This window comes from Pseudomonas sp. SWRI68 (genome assembly GCF_014269165.1).
Lineage (GTDB): Bacteria > Pseudomonadota > Gammaproteobacteria > Pseudomonadales > Pseudomonadaceae > Aquipseudomonas > Aquipseudomonas capeferrum.
Map to the genome: position 1 here is coordinate 20,481 of NZ_JABWRU010000032.1, position 17,682 is coordinate 38,162.

16 protein-coding genes are annotated in these 17,682 nt (G+C 63.7%); 5 read left to right on the plus strand and 11 right to left on the minus strand.

Annotated elements, in window-relative coordinates; all coding sequences use genetic code 11:
- Positions 1-34: 34 nt before the first annotated feature.
- The 4 genes from HU770_RS25780 to HU770_RS25795 form a co-directional block, all read right to left on the minus strand.
- Positions 35-1,978 (minus strand): methyl-accepting chemotaxis protein, encoded by a 1,944-nt coding sequence (locus HU770_RS25780; protein ID WP_033703370.1) that lies wholly within the window; start codon positions 1,976-1,978, stop codon positions 35-37.
- A gap of 171 nt (positions 1,979-2,149) precedes the next feature.
- Positions 2,150-2,560 carry a Cu(I)-responsive transcriptional regulator gene (cueR, locus tag HU770_RS25785; RefSeq protein ID WP_033703368.1) on the minus strand — a complete coding sequence of 137 codons (411 nt, stop codon included), beginning with the start codon at positions 2,558-2,560 and terminating at the stop codon, positions 2,150-2,152.
- Positions 2,557-4,956, minus strand: coding sequence for a heavy metal translocating P-type ATPase (locus HU770_RS25790; RefSeq protein WP_186666273.1), 2,400 nt, complete (start codon positions 4,954-4,956; stop codon positions 2,557-2,559). The genes cueR and HU770_RS25790 overlap by 4 nt, the downstream gene beginning before the upstream one ends.
- A gap of 52 nt (positions 4,957-5,008) precedes the next feature.
- Positions 5,009-5,395 (minus strand): hypothetical protein, encoded by a 387-nt coding sequence (locus HU770_RS25795; RefSeq protein ID WP_186666275.1) that lies wholly within the window; start codon positions 5,393-5,395, stop codon positions 5,009-5,011.
- Between the two features lie 142 nt (positions 5,396-5,537).
- On the opposite strand from HU770_RS25795, the gene HU770_RS25800 reads away from it, so the two are divergent.
- Both HU770_RS25800 and HU770_RS25805 read left to right on the plus strand, forming a co-directional pair.
- Complete coding sequence (locus tag HU770_RS25800; RefSeq protein WP_033703365.1) at positions 5,538-5,735, plus strand: cation transporter; 198 nt, start codon at positions 5,538-5,540, stop codon at positions 5,733-5,735.
- Positions 5,736-5,838: 103 nt separating this feature from the next.
- The gene (locus HU770_RS25805) at positions 5,839-7,020 is read left to right on the plus strand and encodes a multidrug effflux MFS transporter (protein ID WP_186666277.1); all 1,182 of its coding nucleotides are present in this window, start codon (positions 5,839-5,841) and stop codon (positions 7,018-7,020) included.
- Here HU770_RS25805 and HU770_RS25810 read toward each other — a convergent pair.
- Positions 6,971-7,168, minus strand: a complete 198-nt coding sequence (locus HU770_RS25810; RefSeq protein ID WP_033703362.1) for a hypothetical protein — start codon at positions 7,166-7,168, stop codon at positions 6,971-6,973. The two genes, HU770_RS25805 and HU770_RS25810, sit on opposite strands and share 50 nt — an antisense overlap.
- A gap of 527 nt (positions 7,169-7,695) precedes the next feature.
- Between HU770_RS25810 and HU770_RS25815 the strand changes: the two genes are divergently transcribed.
- Positions 7,696-8,409 carry a helix-turn-helix transcriptional regulator gene (locus tag HU770_RS25815; protein ID WP_033703360.1) on the plus strand — a complete coding sequence of 238 codons (714 nt, stop codon included), beginning with the start codon at positions 7,696-7,698 and terminating at the stop codon, positions 8,407-8,409.
- Positions 8,410-8,428: 19 nt separating this feature from the next.
- Here the strand turns inward: HU770_RS25815 and HU770_RS25820 are convergent, their stop codons facing one another.
- The 6 genes from HU770_RS25820 to HU770_RS25845 form a co-directional block, all read right to left on the minus strand.
- On the minus strand, positions 8,429-9,376 hold the full coding sequence (locus tag HU770_RS25820; protein WP_186660710.1) for an adenosine deaminase: 948 nt from the start codon (positions 9,374-9,376) through the stop codon (positions 8,429-8,431).
- Between the two features lie 83 nt (positions 9,377-9,459).
- Positions 9,460-10,815 (minus strand): 8-oxoguanine deaminase, encoded by a 1,356-nt coding sequence (locus tag HU770_RS25825; protein ID WP_186660712.1) that lies wholly within the window; start codon positions 10,813-10,815, stop codon positions 9,460-9,462.
- Between the two features lie 120 nt (positions 10,816-10,935).
- The gene (locus HU770_RS25830) at positions 10,936-11,622 is read right to left on the minus strand and encodes an SDR family oxidoreductase (protein WP_186666279.1); all 687 of its coding nucleotides are present in this window, start codon (positions 11,620-11,622) and stop codon (positions 10,936-10,938) included.
- Positions 11,623-11,992: 370 nt separating this feature from the next.
- Entirely contained in the window at positions 11,993-12,577 is a 585-nt protein-coding gene (locus tag HU770_RS25835; RefSeq protein WP_186666281.1) for a YigZ family protein, read from the minus strand.
- Positions 12,578-12,586: 9 nt separating this feature from the next.
- Entirely contained in the window at positions 12,587-13,249 is a 663-nt protein-coding gene (locus HU770_RS25840; protein WP_186660716.1) for a TetR/AcrR family transcriptional regulator, read from the minus strand.
- A 90-nt stretch (positions 13,250-13,339) separates the two neighbouring features.
- Positions 13,340-14,257: a LysR family transcriptional regulator gene (locus tag HU770_RS25845; protein ID WP_033703353.1), complete on the minus strand. Its 918-nt coding sequence runs from the start codon at positions 14,255-14,257 to the stop codon at positions 13,340-13,342.
- A 118-nt stretch (positions 14,258-14,375) separates the two neighbouring features.
- Between HU770_RS25845 and HU770_RS25850 the strand changes: the two genes are divergently transcribed.
- Both HU770_RS25850 and HU770_RS25855 read left to right on the plus strand, forming a co-directional pair.
- Positions 14,376-15,722 (plus strand): aspartate aminotransferase family protein, encoded by a 1,347-nt coding sequence (locus HU770_RS25850; protein ID WP_047583502.1) that lies wholly within the window; start codon positions 14,376-14,378, stop codon positions 15,720-15,722.
- Between the two features lie 74 nt (positions 15,723-15,796).
- Positions 15,797-17,290 (plus strand): CoA-acylating methylmalonate-semialdehyde dehydrogenase, encoded by a 1,494-nt coding sequence (locus tag HU770_RS25855; protein ID WP_033703351.1) that lies wholly within the window; start codon positions 15,797-15,799, stop codon positions 17,288-17,290.
- Positions 17,291-17,682 lie beyond the last annotated feature (392 nt).

A 17,682-nucleotide genomic window follows, 5' to 3' on the forward strand; every position in this document is an offset into this window, starting at 1 on the left:
CCCCAGAGGCCGGTAACAGAGGCCGGTTGGCCGATCAGGTGCGGAAGCGTCGCACCAGTGCGTCCAGTTCGTTGGACAGCCCTGCCAGGCTTTGTGAGTCCTGCCGCGCAGCCTGGGCAAGTTCGGCCACCAACTGCGCATCGCCGTGGATCTGGCTGATGTGCCGGTTGATGTCCTCGGCTACCTGGTGCTGCTCTTCGGCGGCCGTGGCGATCTGCGTGTTCATGTCGCGAATCACATCCACCGACTCACGGATCTGGCCAAAGCTGTCGCGGGCCAGGCCAATGCGGCTGACCGACTGCTGCGACACTTCCAGGCTGGCGTGCATCTGCTCGGCGACTTCGGCAGTGCGGCTGGCCAGGTTGCCCAGCAGGCCGTCGATCTCGGCGGTGGAGTCGGCAGTACGCTTGGCCAGCGCCCGCACTTCGTCGGCGACCACGGCGAAGCCCCGGCCCTGTTCACCGGCGCGGGCGGCCTCGATCGCGGCGTTGAGCGCCAGCAGGTTGGTTTGCTCGGCAATCGAGCGGATGGTGCCGAGGATCGACTGGATGGCGTTGCTGTCGCGCTCCAGCTGCTGGATCGACTGGGCCGACTGCTCGATTTCCTGGCTCAGGCGATCGACGCTGTGCACCGCCGCATCGATTTGCTGCTGGCCCTCACGGGCCTGCTGCTGGCCGCTGTCGGCCGACTGCGCCGCCTGGCTGCAGGAGCGGGCGACTTCGTTGGCGGTGGCGACCATTTCGTGGAAAGCGGTGGAAACCATGTCCACGGCTTCACGCTGGCGCCCGGCAGCCTCGGCCATGTCGTTGGACACCTGGGTCGAGCTGGTGGAGGTGCTGAGGATCTTGCTGGCTGCAGCGCCGATGTGCTGGATCAGGCTGCGAATCGCGCCGAGGAACTGGTTGAACCAGTTGGCAAGCTGGGCGGTTTCGTCACGGCCGCGTACTTCCAGGTTGCGGGTCAGGTCGCCTTCGCCCTGGGCAATGTCTTCCAGGCCACTGGTAACGCTGTTGATCGGGCGCACGATCAGCTTGGCGAAGGCTGCACCGACCACGGCGAACAGTGCTGCCAGCACCAGGGCGATGGTGCCGATCAGCCACGTCAGGCGGGTGGTGGTCTGCATCACCTCGCTCTGCTCGATCAGGCCGATGAAGGTCCAGCCCAGTTGTTCGTCGGGGTAGATGTTGGCCATGTAGCGCACGCCGTTCAGCTCGACCTCGACCAGGCCTTTACCTGCCTTGGCCAGGGCGGCATAGCCGTCGCCGAAGCTGCCCAGTTGCTTGAAGTTGTGGCTGGCATCGCGCGGGTCGACCATCACGTTGCCGTTGTTTTCCACTAGCATCAGGTAGCCGCTTTCGCCCAGCTTGATCTGCTGGACGATCTGCGTCAGGCCCTTGAGCGAAACGTCGATGTTGACCACGCCGCCTGGGTTGCCAAGCTGGTTGGCCACGGCGCGCACGGTGCTCACCAGCACGGCGTCGTCGGCAGCCCAGTAGTAGGCGCCGGTACGCAGGGTCTTGCCTGGGTTGGCCATGGCCAGCTGGTACCAGGGGCGAGGGCGCGGGTCGTAGTTGACGAACTTCTGCCCCGCCGGCCAGCCGACATAGCCGCCGTCACTCACACCGTAGGAAAGGTAGGCGTAACCCGGGTGCGAATCGGCCAGGCGGGTGAAGAATTCGAGCACTTGCTTGTCCTGATCGCCCAGTTCATATGACGGGTTGGCGCTCATGAACTTGTTCAGGTTGTTGCCTGTGGCCGCGATCATCGGTTGCGAAGCCAGGTATTCGACGTTCTGGTTGATGCCCTGGAAGAAGATGTTCATCGCGTTGCTGACCTGGCGAATTTCCCGGCTGCTGCTGTCGAGGAATCCATCGCGGGCTTCGCCGCGCAGGTTGAGGACCACCAAGGTGGCCACGAGAACGATGGGCAAGCCGGCGATGACCGCGAATGCCCAGGTCAGTTTCTGTTTGATGCTCATCGACGCTCCCGGAATTTTTATATTGTCGACACACGAGGCAGGTAGTTACTGCATCGGCAGCGCCCGGGATTAGATGAAGGCAAATGCCCGTATTTATTAGGGAATGTCGCAGCAGGCGATGATTCGGTCGTGTTTAGGCGAATATGGCATACCAAAGCCTCGCCGCGCGGCTCAGCGGCAACATTCGCTCACCTTGCCGTTGGCCAGATCCTTGAGGATCGGACAGTCCGGCCGCTCATCCCCCTGGCAGTGGGAAACCAGATCGCCGAGGGTATCGCGCAGGCTCACCAGCTCTTCGATGCGCCGGTTCAGCTCGTCGATATGCTGCATGGCCAGCGCCTTGACGTCGGCACTGGCGCGCTGGCGGTCTTGCCAGAGCGTCAGCAGTTTGCCGACCTCTTCCAGGGAAAACCCCAGATCGCGCGAGCGCTTGATGAACGCTAGGCTGTGCAGGTCTTCTGGCTGGTACAGGCGGTAGCCGCTGTCGCTGCGGGTGGCCGGCTTGAGCAGGCCGATGGACTCGTAATAGCGGATCATCTTGGTGCTGAGCCCGCTGCGGCGGGCGGCCTGGCCGATGTTCATGGAGCCTCCTGGGCGCTGCTGGTGGGTTTCCAGGTCTTCAGCCACAGCGCATTGCTGACCACACTGACGCTGGACAGGGCCATGGCGGCGCCGGCCAGTACCGGGTTGAGGTAACCCAGCGCGGCCAAGGGGATACCGACCAGGTTGTAGATGAACGCCCAGAACAGGTTCTGGCGGATCTTCGCGTAGGTCTTGCGGCTGATCTCCAGGGCGGCCGGTACCAGGCGGGGGTCACCGCGCATCAGGGTGATGCCAGCGGCCTGCATGGCCACATCTGTGCCACCGCCCATGGCGATGCCGATGTCGGCCGCGGCAAGGGCCGGGGCATCGTTGATGCCGTCGCCTACCATCGCCACCACGCCGTCCTCTTTAAGCGCCGTCACCGTGGCGGCCTTGTCGGCTGGCAGCACTTCGGCGTGCACGTCGTCGATGCCGAGGGCGTCGGCAACCACTTTGGCGCTGCCGCGGTTGTCGCCGGTCAGCAGGTGGCTGCTGATGTGTTGTGCGTGCAGGGTATCGATAGCCTGCGCAGCACCCGGCTTGAGGCTGTCGCCGAAGGCGAACAGGCCCAGCACCCGGGGTTGTGCGCCGCGCTCGACAAGCCACGACAGCGTACGGCCTTCGGCTTCCCAGGCGTGGGCCTTGGCGGCCAGGCCACCGGGTTGCAGCATGCTTTCATCAAGCAGGCGGCGATTGCCCAGGGCCAGATCACGGCCTTCCACGTGCCCGGCGATACCCCGCCCGGTCAGCGACTGGCTGTCGACCACCGTAGTCACCTCCAACTGCTGCTCGGCGCACGCATCCAGCACGGCCTTGGCCAACGGGTGCTCACTGCCGCGCTGAAGGGCGCCGGCCAAGCGGTGCAACTCGGCGGTGCTGCCGACCAGTGCCTGGCTGTGGACCACCCGGGGGCTGCCGGAGGTGAGGGTACCGGTCTTGTCGAAGACCACCCGGTTGACCGCATGGGCACGCTCCAGGGCCTCGGCGTCCTTGATCAGGATGCCGTGGCGGGCGGCCACGCCGGTGCCGGCCATGATCGCCGCCGGCGTGGCCAGGCCGAGCGCACAGGGGCAGGCGATCACCAGCACGGCGACCGCGTTGATCAGCGCGGTTTCCAGCGGGGCACCGGCCAGCCACCAGCCAATCAGGGTGACCAGCGCGATCACCAGCACGGCCGGGACAAAGACCTGGCTGACCCGGTCCACCAGCTTCTGAATGGGCGCCTTGGCCGCCTGGGCATCTTCGACCAGGCGGATGATGCGGGCCAGCACGGTTTCGGTACCCAGTGCCTGGGTGCGCACCAGCAGCCGACCTTCGCCATTGATGGCGCCACCGGTAACGGGGTCGCCAGGTTGTTTGGGCACCGGCAGGCTCTCGCCGCTGATCAGGGCCTCGTCGGCGTGGCTGCTGCCTTCCTCGACTTGGCCATCGACCGGGAACCGTTCACCGGGTTTGACCGCTACCAGGTCACCGAGCCGCAACTGGGCGATCGCCACATCTTCCTCACGGCCATCTATCACGCGCACCGCGCGTTCGGGGCGCAGGGCTTCAAGGGCGCGGATGGCGCTGGCGGTCTGGCGCTTGGCGCGGCTTTCGAGGTATTTGCCCAGCAAGACCAGGGCAATGACCACGGCCGAGGCTTCGAAGTACAGGTGTGGCGCCATGCCGGCCGGGGCTTGTGCCCATTGGTACAGGCTCAGGCCGTAGCCGGCACTGGTGCCCAGGGCCACCAGCAGGTCCATGTTGCCGGCACCGGCACGCACGGCCTTCCAGGCCGCCACATAGAAGCGCGCACCGAGAATGAACTGCACGGGCGTTGCCAGCACAAACTGCGCCCAGGCGGGCAGCATCCAGTGCAGGCCGAAGGGCTGCACCAGCATCGGCAACACCAGCGGCAGGGCCAGCAGCAGGGCAGCAGCGACGGCCAGGCGTTCGTTGCGCAGGCGGCGCTGGGCATCGCCCTGCTCATTCTTGCCCGCATGCGGCAGGCTGGCGCTGTAGCCGGCCTTTTCCACGGTGTTGATCAAAAGGCTGTCGTCGAGGGCCGCGAGCACCTTGAGGTGCGCGCGTTCGCTGGCCAGGTTGACGCTGACCTGCTCGACCCCGGGCAGTTTGCCGAGCGCGCGTTCGACACGGCCGACGCAGCTGGCGCAGGTCATGCCGCCGATCTGCAGCTCGACGGTGCGGGTGGGTACGCCGTAGCCGGCTTCACGCACGGCGTCGAGCAAGGCCGGCAGGCTGCTGGCCGGGGCCTGGACCCGGGCCTGTTCGGTGGCAAGGTTGACGCTGACCTGTTCAGCGCCGTCGACCTTGCGCAGGGCGCGCTCGACGCGGCCGGCACAGCTGGCGCAGGTCATGCCGGAAATCGGCAGGTCGAACGTGGTGGATGCGGGCATGGCTGTCCTCCTTGGATTGGCCTCCAGCATCAACCTTGCCACGTAGGCAAGGTCAATAGCCGAGGCCGGCGCGCTTCAATTCCAGCCCATTGTGGCCCATGGCAATCCGGTATTTGTTGATCTGGCCCGCCTGCAGGTTCAAACGTGTGCTGCGCTGGTCTTCGATACCCGCAGCGCAACCGGGCGCTTGCCCTGGCAGTAGGCGCAGGCGCACATCCACTGGGCCGGGTGGCAGGTTGAAGGAGGTGGACTGCTCCTGGAACACGCGCCCGGAAAGCTGGTCGTTGAGGTAGACGCCAATTTCGCAACTGGTGGCCACTTCCAGGCGCTCTCGGGAGATGATCAATACGCTGTAGTCCGAGTTGCCCTCGGCGCTGGCCGGTGGCACCGCAGCCAGCGCGCTCAAAATCCCGACGACGCCCAATGCTGCCCTGAACATGAATAATCTCCTGCTTGCCTGATCGTCAAAGGCGCAGCTTGGCCGACGTGAGCGCGGATTTCCAGCCCAGGCGCTTGCAAGGGCTTGACCTTGACCCGATGGCAAGCTTGAAACTGCGTCAAAACCTGAAGGAGGTAACCCCATGCAAGTGTTCAATGTACAAGGCATGACCTGTGGCCATTGTGTCAAAGCGGTGACCCGGGCAGTGCAGGCGCAAGATGCCGCGGCTCAAGTCGAGGTCGACCTGGCGGGCAAGCAGGTGCGGGTGCAGAGTGCGATGGCGGTGGAGCAGATCCTCACGGCGATCCGTGACGAGGGTTATCAAGCCGAAGTGGCCTGATGCCCAGGGGCGCTTGGTGCCCCTTTTGTTGCAAATGTTTTCATGCTGATGGAGCCCTTAGCAGGTAGACTTACGCACTTGCTTAGCCTGCTATGGATTCCTGATGAACCTGCGAATGGTGCTGATCCTGGGCGCATTGAGTGCGTTCGGGCCTTTGGCGATCGATTTTTACCTGCCCGCCTTCCCGGCCATGGCGCAGGCTTTCGCCACCGATGAAAAACACGTCCAGACCACCTTGGCCGCCTACTTCCTTGGCCTGTCCATCGGCCAGTTGGCGTATGGCCCGGTGGCCGACCGCTTCGGGCGGCGCAAGCCTCTGCTGTTTGGCGTGACACTGTTTACCCTGGCCTCGCTGGCGTGCGCCTATGCCCCCAACCTCGATACCCTGGTGTTGGCGCGGTTCGTCCAGGCGCTGGGCGGTTGCGCCGGGATGGTGCTGTCGCGGGCGATCGTCAGTGACAAGTGCGACCCGGTGGCGTCGGCCAAAGTGTTTTCGCAACTGATGCTGGTGATGGGCCTGGCGCCGATCCTCGCGCCGATGCTGGGCGGGGTGTTGGTGAACCTGGCGGGCTGGCAGTCGATCTTCCTGGTGCTGAGCCTGTTCAGTGCCGCCTGCCTGCTGGCGGTCAGCCTGGGCCTGCCCGAGAGCCTGCCGGCGGACATGCCGCGCCAACCGCTGTCGGGGGCGTTGCGCCAGTACCTGCGCCTGCTCAATGACCGGGTGTTCCTCGGCCATGCCTTGACCGGTGGTATTGCCATTGCCGGTATGTTTGCCTACATCGCCGGCTCGCCTTTCGTCTTCATCAAGCTGTATGGCGTGCCTGCCGAGCATTACGGCTGGTTGTTCGGCACCAATGCGGCAGGTTTTATCCTCGTGGCGCAGGTCAATGCACGCATGCTGGCCAAGCGTGGCCCGGCTTTCTTGCTGGTGCGCGCAGTGTGGATGTACCTGGCCGCAGGTTTGCTGTTGCTTGGCGTTGCCGCGCTGCGGCCGAGCCAATTGTGGCCGCTGCTGGTGCCGTTGTTCGTGTGCATCGCAAGCCTGGGCTGCATCATCCCCAATGCCTCGGCCTGCGCCATGAGTGGGCAGGGTGCACGGGCAGGCAGCGCCTCGGCATTGATGGGCTGCCTGCAGTTCAGCGTCGCCGCGGGCGCAGCGGCATTGGTCGGGTTGTTGCACGATGGCAGTGCGGTGCCGATGACACTGGTGATCAGCCTGTGCGGGGCACTGGTGGTCAGTGTCGCGCTGCTGACCCGGCGCTTGCAGGCCAGGCGGCCTGCGTAAGCGGGTGGGGCGCCTGCAGGCGGGTTTCCAAGGTGGCGACGAAGGCACGTGCTTCGGCCTCGCTGCGGAAACTGACCACGTGTTGGTCGAGCTGAACCTGCCAGGGGCAGATCGGGTTGCGGCTCGACGCACTGACGACAATTTTCATCGCGGCATACCTCCAATGGGGTTGAGAGCGGATGAAGTGTAGCGCTGTGCCCTGTGCATGCCATGACCGGTATCTGCGTTCTGACTGACGGTCAGTGGCGCTGTTATTTCCCACATTACTTCATGCTGCCCGGGTGTAATGCCTGGAAGCATGTAGAAGCTTCGCTTTTGTTTGCGCTATTTATGGAAGCCTGCTGTCGGTCGCATCCGAACGTACTCCGGGCGATTTTTCCTCATGCCCTGTCTGTGCCCCGCAAAGTTCTGGGGCATTGTTCATCTGCGCGGTTTCGGCGCGTTCCACGAACCTGCACATCATCTCGCATGGGTAGGCATACCCAATGGACTTCAGACAGGCGGGCCGCATCCGCTGGCTGCCTGAGTGGGGTTTTCTGCGGCTTATACTGGCCCCAGAGCCAGTGTCAGCGAGAGGGGTTTCCCTGCCGGTGCTGGCAATTATCAGGCAGGCGATCCGCGTTGCCAGGGTTGGCCATTGCATCCACATGTGAACGTGCAGGGAGTTACAGGGATATGAACGCAGTCAGCAGTATCAGCCAGATCGCCAGCCTGATGGCCGACCCAAAGCGCAGTGCCATGCTCTGGGCGTTGATCGACGGCACGCCGCGCCTGGCGAACGAACTCGCGATGATGACCGGGTTGACGTCATCCTCCGCTTGCGCCCACCTTTCGTTGCTGTCTTCGGCCGGTTTGCTCAGGCACGAAGCGCGCGGGCGTAAACGCTACTTCCGCTTGGCGACCCCGCAGGTGGGGGCTGCGGTGGAGGCATTGGCCAGCGTGCAGTTGTGCAGCGCCAAAGCGCACCCGCCCGAGGCGACTGCCACGCAACTGCCTATGTCGCTACGCAGGGCGCGGCGTTGCGGTGACCATCTGGGGGGGGAGCTTGCCGGCGAGTTGTACCACCGCCTGGTGGCGGCCGGCTGGCTGGAGGGCACCGACCGTCAACTGGTGGTCAGTGAGCGAGGGCGGGCCGAGCTGGCGCTGGTGGGTGTCTACATCGACGCCCTGGCGCCACACCAGCAACGGGGTTGCGTGATCTGCCGCTGCACCGACTGGAACAACCAGGGCCCTCACCTGGGGGGCGTGCTCGGGCAGGCCCTGTTCAGGCTGTTTCTTCAGTCTGGCTGGATGCGCGAGTCCGAGGATACGCGGGCATTGCATATCTCTGCGCTGGGCATCCAGCACATCAATCGCATTGCCCGCGTCACGACGTTGCAGGTCGGCTGACCGCAACGCCACCCGCCAATCAGACCAGCCGCGCGTCCAGGCTGTTTTGCGCCAGGCGGCGGGCCTGGTCTTCGGTCATGCCCAGGTGGGTGTGCAGGGCATGGAAGTTTTCGGTGACGTAGCCGCCGAAGTAGGCTGGGTCGTCCGAGTTGACCGTGACCTTCACACCGCGTTCGAGCATGTCCAGGATGTTGTGCTGGCGCATGTGGTCGAACACGCAGAGCTTGGTGTTCGACAGGGGGCAGACGGTCAGGGGGATCTGCTCGTCGATGATGCGTTGCATCAGGCGCTCGTCTTCGATGGCGCGCACGCCATGGTCGATGCGTTTGATCTTCAACAGGTCCAGGGCTTCCCAGATGTATTCGGGCGGGCCTTCTTCACCGGCGTGGGCAACGGCGACGAAGCCTTCGCTGCGGGCGCGGTCGAACACACGCTGGAACTTGCTAGGCGGGTGGCCCATTTCAGAACTGTCCAGGCCTACGGCGATGAACGCATCGCGGAAGGGCAGGGCCTGGTCGAGTGTCTTGTGCGCTTCTTCTTCGCTGAGGTGGCGCAGGAAGCTCAAGATCAGGCCACTGCTGATGCCCAGCTGGTCACGGCCATCCTTGAGCGCCTGGTTGATGCCGTTGAGCACCACTTCAAAAGGGATGCCGCGGTCGGTATGGGTTTGCGGGTCGAAGAACGGTTCGGTGTGGATGACGTTCTGCGCCTTGCAGCGTTGCAGGTAGGCCCAGGTCAGGTCGTAGAAGTCCTGCTCGGTACGCAATACATCCGCGCCCTGGTAATAGAGGTCGAGGAATTCCTGCAGGTTGTTGAAGGCATAGGCGCCACGCAGTGCCTCTACATCGGCCCAGGGCAGGGCGATCTTGTTGCGCTCGGCCAGGGCAAACAGCAGCTCGGGCTCCAGCGAGCCTTCCAGGTGCAGGTGCAGTTCGGCCTTGGGCAGGGCGTTCAACCAGTCATACATAGGTGGTTATCTCGATCAGGTACGGTTGCCGCCATTCTACAGGGCCTGGCCAGGCAATGCGCCCGGCCAGGCCCTGTGTTGGCTCAACCGGCGATCAGTTGCGCGGCGGCCTGGCGGTGGTTGGCGATCAGGCCCTGGATATCCAGGCCTTCGATCTGGCCGTCGACCACCCGCCACTGGCCGCCGACCATGACCCGGTCGGCGCGGTCGGCTCCGCACAGCAGCAGCGCCGACAGCGGGTCATGGCTGCCCGAGAAGCGCAGCTCGTCGAGTTTGAACATCGCCAGGTCGGCTTGCTTGCCAACGGCCAGCTCACCAATGTCCTGGCGCCCGAGCAGGCGTGCCGAACCCCGTGTCGCCCAACCCAGGGCACGCTCCGGGGTGATCTGCTCGGCGCCATAGCGCAGGCGCTGCAGATACAGGGCCTGACGGGCTTCGAGGATCATGTTGGAGGCATCGTTGGAGGCCGACCCGTCGACGCCCAGGCCCAGCGGGGCGCCGGCGGCTTCAAGGTCCACGGTCGGGCAGATGCCCGAGGCCAGGCGCATGTTCGAGCTCGGGCAGTGGCAGATGCCGGTGCCGGCCGCACCCAGGCGGGCGATTTCGTCGGCATTGAAGTGAATGCCGTGAGCCAGCCAGGTGCGTGGGCCGAGCCAGCCGACGCTGTCCAGGTAGTCCACTGTGCGCAGGCCGAAGCGTTGCAGGCAGAAGTCTTCCTCATCGAGGGTTTCCGCCAGGTGGGTGTGCAGGCGCACGTCCAGTTCTTCGGCGAGCGTGGCACTGGCCCGCATGATTTCAGGCGTGACCGAGAAGGGCGAGCAGGGCGCCAGGGCAATCTGGATCTGCGCACCGTCACCGCGCTCATGGTAGCTGTGGATAAGCCGCTGGCTGTCGGCAAGGATCACCTCGCCCTGTTGCACCGTTTGCTGCGGGGGCAGGCCGCCGTCGTCTTCGCCCAGGCTCATCGAGCCGCGGGTCAGCATCGCGCGCATGCCCAGCTGGCGCACCACGTCGACTTGCACGTCGATGGCATTGTCCAGGCCTTGGGGGAACAGGTAATGGTGATCGGCGGCGGTCGTGCAACCCGACAGCAGCAGTTCGGCCAGTGCTACCTGGCTGGCCAGCGCCAGTTTCGCGGGGGTCAGGCGTGCCCACACCGGGTACAGCGTCTTCAACCAAGGGAACAGCGGCTGGTTGACCACAGGTGCCCAGGCCCGGGTGAGGGTCTGGTAGAAGTGGTGGTGGGTGTTGATCAGGCCCGGGGTGACCACATGCTCGCGGGCATCGAACACGTGGTCGCAGGGTTGGCTGGGGCTTTCGCCGAGGGCCAGAAGCTGTGTGATACGGCCGTCTTCGATGACCAGCCCGCCACGGGCGTCGGTGTCGTTGGCGGTGAAGATGGCAAGCGGGGATTTCAACCAGATGCGGGTCGCAGGCATGGTGCCGGCTCCTCTGAAAGTGGGTTCAGGTTAGCCAGCTCAGTGTTGCCCTGTCTGCTGATCCAGGTCCGCCGCGGGGGCGAGGCATCGAGTCTACTGCCTCGCCACGCAGCTTTCAATTCACCAGGTCAGGGGCTCACCTTTGTAGTTGATGAAGCGCAGGCCGCCCTTGCCGCTTTGCGCCTTGATCTGCTCGAGCATGCCGCGGGTGCTGGTGAGTACGTCGATCTCGGCGTTCTCGCCGCCCATGTCGGTCTTCACCCAGCCAGGGTGCATGGCCAGTACGCAAAGGCCGGGGCGCTGCTGTTCGACGACGAAGCTGTTGATCATCGAGTTCAGCGCCGCCTTGCTGGCTTTGTACAGGCAGACTTCACCGCCGTCCGGCACGGTCACGCTGCCCAGGATCGAGCTCATGAAGGCCAGCACGCCGCTGCCCTCGCGAACCTGGCCGACCAGGCGCCGGGCGACGCGGATGGGCGCCACTGCGTTGGTCATGAACAGGTCGCCGATGTCCTGGTTGCGGACGGTTTCCAGGTCTTGTGGCAGCGGGCCCATGACGCCGGCGTTGACGAACAGCAGGTCGAACACTTCGCCTTGCAGGCGTTGCTTCAGCCCGTCGAGCTGCGCGGTGTCATTCATCTCCAGCTGCTCGATGCGCACACCGGGGACACTGGCCACGGCGCCGGCCTTTTGCGGGTCGCGCACCGTGGCGATGACGTTCCAGCCGTCCTCTTGCAGGCGTTGCACCAAGCCCAGGCCAAGCCCACGGGAGGCGCCGATGATGAGTGCGGTTTTTGCGGTGGCCATGTGGACGCGCTCCTTGATCGATTGCAAAAGAAAGGTATTGAGGATACTGCAGACTGGCAGTTGCCGCCTTGCCCGCCTTTGGTTAATTAATGATCAGTTGCGCCAGGCCTTGTGTGGCTGGGCGTTTGGCCTATTGGCTAACGGGTTATCCACAGGCTGTTCCACAGTTATTGTGTGCAAGCTACACGGGTTGCCGGGGCTGCCTTGTGAATCGGGTTTGGGGATAACTCTCAGGGTTTCAGTCATTTGCAGCTGTCATCAAATAGTGATCAAAATATGATCAAAGCTCTGCAGGCCTTGAAAAACCTAGCCTGCAAGAGAGTGCCCCAAGCTTATCCACAGGCAGGCCCACAGTTCATGTGCGTAATGTTCAGTGTGCTTCGAGCAGTATGCGCCCACGGCTCAGGTCGGCCAGCTGCTGTTGCAGCGCGGCCAGCTGGGCTTCACCCACCGCAATGTGCAGGTCTACACCATTGGCAGTGAACTGTTCATCCAGCACCAGGCCGTCAGCCTCTGCCAGGCGCAGTTTCAGCAACGCCAGCTCGCTGAAGCTGCAACTGCAGGTGAATTCGCTGCGTTGCACCAACAACCGCTTGGGAGCCTGTTGCAGGCATTTGTTGGCGCCGCCGCCATAGGCCCTGGCCAGGCCTCCGGTGCCCAGCTGGATGCCGCCGTACCAGCGGATCACCAGCACCACCACCTGATCGCAGTCCTGCGCTTCGATAGCCGCCAGGATCGGGCGACCGGCGGTGCCACCCGGCTCGCCATCGTCATTGCTGCGGTACTGGCCGCCCAGCTTCCAGGCCCAGCTGTTGTGGGTAGCGGCCAGGTCGCTGTGGCGTTCGATGAAGCTCATCGCCTCGGCAGCACTGGTAATCGGGCCGGCGAGGGTGATGAAACGGCTTTTGCGGATTTCTTCACGAAACTCGCAGAGGTCGAGCAGGGTAGAAGGCATAAATGGCTGTCAGGCACTCGGCTTGATGCCGCACCCCTTGAGAATGATGTGGATAAGGTTGTTGCTGGCGTCTTCCATGTCTTGCTTGGTCAGGCGGCTGCGGCCGGTGACCTGGCAGATCTGCGTGGCGAAGTCGGCGTAGTGCTGGGTGCTGCCCCAGAGCAGGAAGATCAGGTGCACCGGGTCGACCGGGTCCATCTTGCCCGCTTCGATCCAGGCCTGGAACACCGCTGCCCGGCCACGGAACCACTCGCGGTAGTCGGCGCTGAAGTACTCGTTCAGGCAACTGCCGCCGCTGATCACCTCCATGGCGAAGATCCGCGAGGCCTGCGGGTTGCGCCGCGAAAACTCCATCTTGGTGCGGATGTAATGGCTCAGCGCTTCGCCCGGGTCGTCTTCGACGCTCAAGGCGTTGAAGGTGCTGTCCCACAACTCGATGATGTTGCTCAGCACGGCAATGTACAGGCCCAGCTTGTTGGTGAAGTAATAATGCAGGTTGGCCTTGGGCAAACCGGCCTTCAGGGCAATGGTGTTCATGCTGGTGCCCTTGAAGCCATGGCGGGCGAATTCGTCTTCGGCGGCCTGGATGATGGCCTGTTCGTTCTTCTGGCGGATGCGGCCGGCGGGCTTGCCCGAGGCGGAGAGGCGATGCGCTGGGACTTCAAGGGTCATGGACGATTCCGTACGGGTCAGGGGCAGCGGCTGTCGGACAAGATTACCTGCCTACGCCGAAGTGACAAGCGTTTGCGTCAGAGACTGGCATCAGCGTGTCGCAGCCAGGCTATCCAGGAAGCTTTCCAGCACCAGGTTCGGCCGCCGCCCTTTGCGTGTCACCCAACTCAGGCTCAGGTCATAGAAGCGCTGGCGGGGCTTGAGGGCCCGCAGCCGGCCTTGCTGCACCCAGAAGCTGGCGTAGTGGTCTGGCAGGTAGCCGATGTAGCGCCCGGTGAGGATGAGAAACGCCATGCCTTCGCGGTCCGACGCGCTGGCCGTGCAGTGCAGCGCCTGGTAGTGGGCCTGGACATCGGCCGGCAGGCGGAAGGTTGGGGTGATGGCCTCCTGGCTGTTGAGCCTGTCGTCGTCTATCTGGTGATCGTCGGCGTAGAACAGCGGGTGGCCGACCGCGCAATACAGCAGCGAGCGCTCGCTATACAGCGGTTGGTATTCAAGGCCCGACAGGGCGATGGTCTGTGGCACCACGCCAACATGCAGGCTGCCGTCGAGCACGCCGTGCTCGACCTGGCTGGGGGCGATCATGCGGATGTTGATGCGCACGTCAGGGCCGCGGTCCTTGAGCTCGGCAAGCGCATGGGTAATGCGCATGTGCGGCAGGGTCACCAGGTTATCGGTCAGGCCGATGTTCAGCTCGCCGCGCAGGTGCTGGTGCAGCCCGTTGACCTCGGTACGGAAGCTCTCCAGGGCACTGAGCAACTGCAAGGCCGAATGGTAGACCTCGCGGCCTTCCTCGGTCAGCGAAAAACCGGCACGGCCGCGCTGGCACAGGCGCAGGCCCAGGCGCTGCTCCAGGTCGTTCATTTGCTGGCTGATGGCCGAGCGGCCGATCCCGAGTACGTTCTCGGCTGCCGAGAAGCCGCCGCACTCGACGACGCTGCGGTAGATCTTCAACAGGCGAATGTCAAAATCGCTGACTTGAGCGAGTGGGTCGGGGCGTCGGCTCATTAGTTTAGTGTTGCCCTATCTGAAGATTAGAAATGCAGGCTTTTTCAGACTTTATCGCCGTGCCAATTTAGCTGCAACAACATCCATCGTTGCCTAATCGTCTTCCGAGGAACCGCCGATGAACATGCCCGAAACCGCCCCCACCGGTATCGCCAGCCAGCTCAAGCTGGATGCGCACTGGATGCCCTACACCGCCAACCGCAATTTCCATCGCGACCCACGCCTGATCGTGGCGGCGCAAGGCAACTACCTTGTGGATGACAAGGGGCGCAAGATTTTCGACGCCTTGTCTGGCTTGTGGACCTGCGGTGCCGGGCATACCCGCAAGGAAATCACCGAGGCGGTAACCCGTCAGCTTGGCACCCTGGATTACTCCCCAGCCTTCCAGTTCGGCCACCCGCTGTCGTTCCAGTTGGCTGAAAAGATCACCGAGCTGACTCCGGGTGATCTGAACCACGTCTTCTATACCAACTCCGGTTCCGAGTGCGCCGATACAGCGTTGAAGATGGTGCGTGCCTACTGGCGCCTGAAAGGCCAGGCGAGCAAGGCCAAGATCATCGGCCGTGCCCGCGGTTACCATGGCGTCAACATCGCCGGTACCAGCCTGGGTGGCGTGAATGGCAACCGCAAGATGTTCGGCCAGTTGCTGGACGTCGACCATTTGCCGCACACCGTGCTGCCGGTAAACGCCTTTTCCAAGGGCATGCCGGAAGAGGGCGGCATCGCCCTGGCTGACGAGATGCTCAAACTGATCGAGCTGCACGATGCCTCGAACATCGCGGCGGTGATTGTCGAGCCGCTGGCGGGGTCGGCAGGTGTTCTGCCGCCACCGAAGGGCTACCTCAAGCGCCTGCGCGAGATCTGCACCCAGCACAACATCCTGCTGATCTTCGACGAAGTGATCACCGGTTTCGGCCGCATGGGCGCGATGACCGGGGCTGAAGCTTTCGGCGTAACGCCAGACCTGATGTGCATCGCCAAGCAGGTGACCAACGGCGCCATCCCGATGGGTGCGGTAATTGCCAGCACCGAGATCTATCAGACCTTCATGAACCAGCCCACCCCGGAATACGCGGTGGAGTTCCCCCACGGCTATACCTACTCGGCCCACCCTGTGGCCTGCGCCGCCGGCCTCGCCGCGCTGGACCTGCTGCAGAAGGAAAGCCTGGTGCAGGCCGCTGCCGAACTGTCGCCGCACTTCGAGAAGCTGCTGCACGGTGTCAAAGGCACGAAGAACGTCGTCGACATCCGCAATTACGGCCTGGCCGGCGCGATCCAGATCGCTGCCCGCGATGGCGATGCGATCGTGCGCCCTTATGAAGTGGCGATGAAGCTGTGGAAGGCGGGCTTCTATGTTCGCTTTGGTGGCGACACCCTGCAGTTCGGCCCAACCTTCAACACCCAGCCGCAGGAACTGGACCGCCTGTTCGACGCAGTGGGCGAGACCCTGAACCTGATCGATTGATCTTCGCGAATATGACGACAGGCGCGTGAGGTGATCACGCGCTTGTAACACCCCTCTTTTATCTGGAGTTATGCATGAGCATTGTTCAGCACCTGATCAACGGCGAGCTGGTTACCAAGGGTGAGCGCACCGCCGATGTCTTCAATCCGTCGACCGGCCAGGCCGTGCGCAAGGTCGAACTGGCCAGCCGTGCGACCGTGCAGGAAGCCATCGACTCGGCCAAGGCCGCGTTCCCGGCCTGGCGCAACACACCGCCGGCCAAACGTGCCCAGGTGATGTTCCGTTTCAAGCAACTGCTGGAGCAGAACGAAGCACGCATCTCGCAGATGATCAGCGAAGAGCACGGCAAGACTGTGGAAGACGCTGCGGGCGAGCTGAAGCGCGGTATCGAGAACGTCGAGTTTGCTTGTGCGGCGCCGGAAGTGCTCAAAGGCGAGTACAGCCGCAACGTGGGCCCGAACATCGACGCCTGGTCCGACTTCCAGCCGCTGGGTGTGGTTGCCGGTATCACGCCGTTCAACTTCCCGGCCATGGTTCCGCTGTGGATGTACCCGCTGGCCATTGCCTGCGGTAACGCGTTCATCCTCAAGCCTTCCGAGCGTGACCCGAGTTCGACCCTGTTCATCGCGCAACTGCTGCTGGAGGCTGGCCTGCCGAAGGGCATCCTCAACGTGGTGCACGGTGACAAGGAAGCAGTGGATGCACTGATCGAGGCCCCAGAGGTAAAAGCCCTGAGCTTCGTAGGTTCGACGCCGATTGCCGAGTACATCTATGCCGAAGGCACCAAGCGCGGCAAACGCGTCCAGGCGCTGGGTGGTGCGAAGAACCACGCCGTGCTGATGCCTGATGCTGACCTGGACAACGCCGTCAGCGCCCTGATGGGGGCTGCCTACGGTTCGTGCGGTGAGCGTTGCATGGCTATTTCCGTGGCGGTGTGCGTGGGTGACCAGGTTGCAGATGCGCTGATCGCCAAGCTGGAGCCTCAGATCAAAGCCTTGAAGATCGGCGCGGGTACGTCTTGTGGCCTGGACATGGGCCCGCTGGTAACGGCTGCTGCCCGTGACAAGGTGGTTGGCTATATCGACGACGGTGTGGCTGCTGGCGCCAAGCTGGTGGTGGACGGCCGTGGCTTCCGTGTGGCGGGTAATGAGGATGGTTACTTCGTGGGTGGCACCTTGTTCGACAAGGTCACCCCGGAGATGCGCATCTATAAAGAAGAGATCTTCGGCCCTGTGCTGTGCGTGGTGCGGGTGAACAGCCTGGAGCAGGCCATGCAACTGATCAACGATCACGAGTATGGCAACGGCACTTGCATCTTCACCCGTGATGGTGAGGCGGCGCGCCTGTTCTGTGACGAGATCGAAGTGGGCATGGTTGGTGTGAACGTGCCGCTGCCGGTACCGGTGGCTTATCACAGCTTTGGTGGCTGGAAGCGTTCGCTGTTTGGTGACCTGCATGCTTATGGGCCGGATGGTGTGCGCTTCTATACTCGCCGCAAGGCGATCACCCAGCGCTGGCCGCAGCGGGCTAGCCACGAGGCGTCGCAGTTTGCGTTCCCTAGCCTTTAAGGCGTGACGTGAAGCGGGGAGGCCGGAAGGCCTCCCCGTTTTCTTTTTGGGGCAGAAATGTCCGTCGTGAGGTTGGTGGTGGTGTTGGGATAGGCCTGCCGTGGTTTCTACGGCGCCTATGAGATCGAGCGCCGCCCGCGCGGCGCATCGCGACGCAAGGCCGCTCCTACATTTGTTTCGGGCCAGTGAGGCCTGTGGCATTGGCGCGCGACCGCCTTGTTCGTACGATGCGATATTGAGGCGGGCACCCAAGGGCCGCGCGCCAATCACACAGGAATAATTGGCCCGAAACAAATGTAGGAGCGGCCTTGCGTCGCGATGCGCCGCGCGGGCGGCGCTCGATCTCATAGGCGCCGAAAGGGTAATGGCGGGCACCTGTCAGCCTTGATGCG

Excerpts from the sequence above, each read along its gene's own strand:
- HU770_RS25855 (WP_033703351.1), top strand. The coding sequence starts at position 15,797 with ATGAGCATTGTTCAGCACCTGATCAACGGCGAGCTGGTTACCAAGGGT.
- HU770_RS25780 (WP_033703370.1), bottom strand. The coding sequence starts at position 1,978 with ATGAGCATCAAACAGAAACTGACCTGGGCATTCGCGGTCATCGCCGGC.
- HU770_RS25810 (WP_033703362.1), bottom strand. The coding sequence starts at position 7,168 with ATGAAAATTGTCGTCAGTGCGTCGAGCCGCAACCCGATCTGCCCCTGG.
- HU770_RS25820 (WP_186660710.1), bottom strand. The coding sequence starts at position 9,376 with ATGTATGACTGGTTGAACGCCCTGCCCAAGGCCGAACTGCACCTGCAC.
- HU770_RS25840 (WP_186660716.1), bottom strand. The coding sequence starts at position 13,249 with ATGACCCTTGAAGTCCCAGCGCATCGCCTCTCCGCCTCGGGCAAGCCC.
- HU770_RS25850 (WP_047583502.1), top strand. The coding sequence starts at position 14,376 with ATGAACATGCCCGAAACCGCCCCCACCGGTATCGCCAGCCAGCTCAAG.
- cueR (WP_033703368.1), bottom strand. The coding sequence starts at position 2,560 with ATGAACATCGGCCAGGCCGCCCGCCGCAGCGGGCTCAGCACCAAGATG.
- HU770_RS25825 (WP_186660712.1), bottom strand. The coding sequence starts at position 10,815 with ATGCCTGCGACCCGCATCTGGTTGAAATCCCCGCTTGCCATCTTCACC.
- HU770_RS25845 (WP_033703353.1), bottom strand. The coding sequence starts at position 14,257 with ATGAGCCGACGCCCCGACCCACTCGCTCAAGTCAGCGATTTTGACATT.
- HU770_RS25800 (WP_033703365.1), top strand. The coding sequence starts at position 5,538 with ATGCAAGTGTTCAATGTACAAGGCATGACCTGTGGCCATTGTGTCAAA.
- HU770_RS25790 (WP_186666273.1), bottom strand. The coding sequence starts at position 4,956 with ATGCCCGCATCCACCACGTTCGACCTGCCGATTTCCGGCATGACCTGC.
- HU770_RS25815 (WP_033703360.1), top strand. The coding sequence starts at position 7,696 with ATGAACGCAGTCAGCAGTATCAGCCAGATCGCCAGCCTGATGGCCGAC.
- HU770_RS25835 (WP_186666281.1), bottom strand. The coding sequence starts at position 12,577 with ATGCCTTCTACCCTGCTCGACCTCTGCGAGTTTCGTGAAGAAATCCGC.
- HU770_RS25830 (WP_186666279.1), bottom strand. The coding sequence starts at position 11,622 with ATGGCCACCGCAAAAACCGCACTCATCATCGGCGCCTCCCGTGGGCTT.
- HU770_RS25805 (WP_186666277.1), top strand. The coding sequence starts at position 5,839 with ATGAACCTGCGAATGGTGCTGATCCTGGGCGCATTGAGTGCGTTCGGG.
- HU770_RS25795 (WP_186666275.1), bottom strand. The coding sequence starts at position 5,395 with ATGTTCAGGGCAGCATTGGGCGTCGTCGGGATTTTGAGCGCGCTGGCT.